The sequence below is a fragment of the Micromonospora sp. NPDC002411 genome, assembly GCF_053592955.1.
Window position 1 is genome coordinate 1 of sequence record NZ_JBSFBM010000461.1, and the last position, 4,181, is coordinate 4,181.

A 4,181-nucleotide genomic window follows, 5' to 3' on the forward strand; every position below is an offset into this window, starting at 1 on the left:
GCCCTTGCGTTCGGCGCGGCCCAGCCGGACCAACTGTGACTGGGCCAGGTGGAAGCCGTCCATCGGAACCAGCCGCGCCGTCGGCCCCACCTCGGCGACGATCAACTCGGCCAGCGTGGACTTCCCGGCACCCGGCGCGCCGGCGATGCCGAGCAGTTGTCGCGGCCCGGCCTCGGCCAGCACCAGCGCCCGTTCGACCAGCTCGTCGACGGACAGCACCTGGGCCGGTGGCATCAGTCGAGGACCGGGGCGCTGATCGTGAATCGCGCCTGCACCGCCGCCTGCACCGTCTGCGGCTGCGGATCCAGCTCGAGCTCCGGCGCGCCACCACCCGCGCCACCCCCGGCGAACGCCGCGCGGGCGAACATCGGTCGGTCGGCCGGGCCGGCGTCGGCCAACTCGATCAGTGCCGTAACCCGGGCACCGAGCGCCTCCGCGTACTCCCGGGCCCGCAGCAACGCGTCGCCGATCGCGGCGTGTCGGGCCTCCCGGTGCGCGGGGCTGTCCGGGCGAAGCTCCCACCAGGGCCCGGCCACCTCGACCTGGTCCTGGTCGGCCAACCGGAGCATCAGCTCACCGAGGGCGGTGAAGTCGGTGACGGTGACGGTGGTCGTCACGCTGCCGTGCCACGCGACCACCCGCTCGCCCGAACGCCGGGTTTCCGGCCGCACCCGCAGGTCGCCGGTCTCCCGCCGAGCCACAGTGGGCCCGGAACCGTCGAGCAGCACCCGGACGGCGGCAGCCCGCTCGGCCAACCGGGTCAGCGTCGCCTCCCGGTCCCGGTCACGCGCTGTCGCGGTGACCGCGAACCGGGCCAGCTCGGGCGGCACTTCCCGGTACGCCTCGCCGCGCACCTGCACCACCGGACCGTCCGTCGCCATGCCCTCAGCCTAGTCAGCCACCGGGAGCCGTGCAGTGTAGGAAACCGCCTCGGAGTCGACCTGACACCCGGTCAGGTGCCCACCGACGTCGCCCAGCCCGCGCAACCAGGCCACCTCGGCGGCACCGTCGCCGTCGACCGGGAACTCCCGGTTCGCACCGGTGAAACGCCGGTCCGACAACGCGCAACGGGCAGCCCTGGCCTCCGCGTACCGGGCGACGAGCGCCGCTGCGTCGTCGGCCCGCAGGGCGGCGGCCAGCCCGTCCAGGAAGGCGCGGACCTCGTCCAGTTCGTGCAGGACCCGGTCGCGGTTGCCGAGCAACATGTTCGCGGTCCGCTCGGCCGGTGTGCCGGCCACCCGAGTGCCGTCGGAGAAACTGCCCGCGGCCAGCGTCAGCACGGCGTCGCGCAGCGGCGCCCGCTGCGTCGCACCGGCCAGCGCCCCGGCCAGCAGGTGTGGCACATGTGAGGCGAGCGCCGCCGCCGAGTCGTGTGCCGGCGCCGCCATCGGTACGACGCGGGCGGCGAACACCTCCACCAGCAGCCCGGTCAGCCAGCGGAAGGCCGCCGTCGCGGTGCCCGGCGCCGGGCAGAGCACCCAGGCTGCACCGGTCAGCAGGGTCGGCGAGGCGGCGGTCAGGCCGGCGGACTCCGCGCCGGCCATCGGGTGCCCGGGAACGAACCGGTCGGCGAGCCCGAGTCGATCGGCCGCTTCCGCCACCTCGACCTTGGTGCTGCCCACGTCGGTGAGCACGCAGCCGGGCGCGGTCAGCTCGGCGACCCGGGCCAGGGTGTGCGCAAGAGTGGGCAGCGGACCGCAGAGGAAGACCACGTCCCGACCGGCCACGGCCTGCTCGACAGTGGCCGGGGCGACCACGCCCCGGAGTTGGGCCCGCTCGCGGGTGGCCGGGTCCGGATCCCATCCGACGACGTCCAGGCCGACCTCGGCCAGGCGCAGCAGCACGGAGCCGCCGATCAGGCCGGTGCCGATCACGGCCGCACGCACTCCGGCGTACCGCCCGGTCGTGCCGTCGGTCATCGCCGGCCGCCCGGGGTCAGGCCCGCAGCCGGCCGGCGACCGCCGCGACGTGCTCGTCGGACTCGGTCAGCGCGACCCGGACGTGCTGCCCGGCGGTGGGGCCGTAGAAGACTCCGGCGGCGACCAGGATGCCCCGACGAGCCAGCCAGTCGACGGTCTCCCAGCAGTCCTCACCGCGGGTGAGCCACAGGTAGAGACCCGCCTCGGAGTGCTCGACGGTGAACCCGGCCTCGGTGAACGCGGCCCGGAGCACCTCACGCCGGGCGCGGTAGCGCTCCCGCTGCTCCTCGGCGTGTCGCTCGTCGTCCAGCGCGGCCACCATCGCCGCCTGCACGGGCGCGGGCACGATCATGCCCGCGTGCTTGCGCACCTTGAGCAGCTCGGCGACGAGCGCCGGGTCACCGGCGACGAACCCGGCCCGGTAGCCCGCCAGGTTGGACCGCTTGGACAGCGAGTGCAGGGCGAGCACCCCGGCGTAACTGCCACCGCTGACCTGCGGGGACAGCACGGAGACCGGCTCCGCCGACCAGCCCAGAGGCAGATAGCACTCGTCGCTGGCGACCACCGCGCCGCGCTCCCGGGCCCAGTCGACCACCTTGCGCAGGTGCGCTGTGGGCAGCACCCGCCCGGTCGGGTTGCCGGGCGAGTTGACCCAGACCAACCGGACCCGCGAGGTCGGCCCGACCGAGGTGAGCGAGTCGGTACGCACGACGGTGGCGCCGGCCAGCCGGGCACCGTCCTCGTACGTGGGGTACGCGATCGACGGCACCACCACCACGTCACCCGGACCGATGCCGAGCAGGGTGGGCAGCCACGCGACCAGCTCCTTCGAGCCGATCGTCGGCAGCACTCCGAGACCGTCGACACCTGCGCCGCAGGCCCTTGACACCCACGCCGCGATCGCGGCCCGCAGCGCCGGCGTGCCGGCGGTCAGCGGGTAACCGGGAGCGTCGGACGCGTCAGCCAGGGCTCGACGGATCACCTCGGGCACCGGGTCGACCGGCGTACCCATGGAGAGGTTGATCAGGCCCTCCGGATGCGCCGCGGCCAGGGTGGCCGCGGCGTCCAGGGTGTCCCAGGTGAACTCGGGCAGCCGCGACGAGACCGGCGCGGGCCGGTTCAGTGGCCCTCGCCGCGCGGCGGCTGCGCGGCGACGAAGGTGGCGTCCTTCTCCACCTTGCCGACCTTCGAGGCGCCACCGGGCGAGCCCAGGTCCTCGAAGAACTCGTAGTTGGCGCCGGTGTAGTCCTTCCACTGCTCCGGGACGTCGTCCTCGTAGAAGATCGCCTCCACCGGGCAGACGGGCTCACAGGCACCACAGTCGACGCACTCGTCGGGGTGGATGTAGAGCATCCGGTTGCCCTCGTAAATGCAGTCGACCGGGCACTCCTCGATGCATGCCTTGTCGAGCACATCCACGCACGGCTCGGCGATGATGTAGGTCACCGGTCTTCTCCTCCGCAGACACGTCGCGATCTCCCGCGACGGTTAGAGCCTAGTATCTCGCCGGGGAGGGGGTCGATCGTGCTCCGACAGCAGGATGTGGGACACCGAATCGTGGTCCGCCGGATTGTGGGGATTCGCGAAGGCCGCCCGCTCTTCTCCGATGCCCTCGGCGAGCTGGTGGAGCTGAGCGAGACTCATCTCACGCTGGCCACCGCGAAGGGGCCGCTGCGGGTTCCGGTAGCGCAGGTCCACCGTGCCAAACGGGTCCCGGCGACCCGTCGGCCGACCGCGGCGGCCGTGGTGGCGCTGGAGCGGGCCGCCGACGAGGCCTGGCCGGCACCGACGCGAGGCCGGCTCGGCGACTGGCTGCTCCGGTCGGCGGACGGCTGGACCGGGCGGGCCAACTCGGCGCTGCCGATCGGCGACCCGGACCGCCCGCTGCCCGCCGCCGTGGACGCTGTCGAGCGCTGGTACGCCGAGCAGGGCCAGCCCGCGATGATCAACACGCCGCTGCCGCTCGCCGCGCCGGTCGGCACGGAACTGGACGCCCGCGGCTGGAGCGCCCGACCGCCGACACTGGTGCAGACCGCCCCACTTCCCCTGCCGCCCGAGGGCCGGCCAGCCCCGCGTCAGGGGGACGCGGCGAGCGCCCCGACCGCTGCCGCCAGCGGGTCGAGCAACACGGAGGTCGAGCTGGCCGCCGACGCCGCCGGCGAGCTGCCAGCGCCCGCCCGGGTCGAGGTGGTGTTCGCCGCCGAGATCACGTCCGGCAGCACGGTCACGATCAGGGACCACACGGGGAAGGACCGGGTACGC

At 74.1% G+C, this 4,181-nt stretch carries 6 protein-coding genes; 1 reads left to right on the plus strand and 5 read right to left on the minus strand.

Annotated elements, in window-relative coordinates:
• The 5 genes from ACWCO3_RS32145 to fdxA form a co-directional block, all read right to left on the minus strand.
• Positions 1-234, minus strand: a 234-nt coding sequence (locus ACWCO3_RS32145; protein ID WP_450013650.1) for an ATP-binding cassette domain-containing protein, incomplete at its 3' end; no start/stop codon positions are given.
• Positions 234-881 carry an SIMPL domain-containing protein gene (locus ACWCO3_RS32150; RefSeq protein ID WP_145779060.1) on the minus strand — a complete coding sequence of 216 codons (648 nt, stop codon included), beginning with the start codon at positions 879-881 and terminating at the stop codon, positions 234-236. The genes ACWCO3_RS32145 and ACWCO3_RS32150, both read right to left, overlap by 1 nt.
• A 9-nt stretch (positions 882-890) precedes the next feature.
• On the minus strand, positions 891-1,919 hold the full coding sequence (locus tag ACWCO3_RS32155; RefSeq protein WP_145779059.1) for a prephenate dehydrogenase: 1,029 nt from the start codon (positions 1,917-1,919) through the stop codon (positions 891-893).
• Between the two features lie 16 nt (positions 1,920-1,935).
• Positions 1,936-3,042 (minus strand): succinyldiaminopimelate transaminase, encoded by a 1,107-nt coding sequence (dapC, locus tag ACWCO3_RS32160; RefSeq protein WP_450013655.1) that lies wholly within the window; start codon positions 3,040-3,042, stop codon positions 1,936-1,938.
• Positions 3,039-3,365: a ferredoxin gene (fdxA, locus tag ACWCO3_RS32165; RefSeq protein WP_030490464.1), complete on the minus strand. Its 327-nt coding sequence runs from the start codon at positions 3,363-3,365 to the stop codon at positions 3,039-3,041. The genes dapC and fdxA overlap by 4 nt, the downstream gene beginning before the upstream one ends.
• Positions 3,366-3,443: 78 nt before the next feature.
• Here fdxA and ACWCO3_RS32170 point away from each other — a divergent pair.
• Positions 3,444-4,181: GNAT family N-acetyltransferase, cg3035/Rv0428c family (locus tag ACWCO3_RS32170; protein ID WP_450013653.1), on the plus strand; the 738-nt coding region annotated here is incomplete at its 3' end.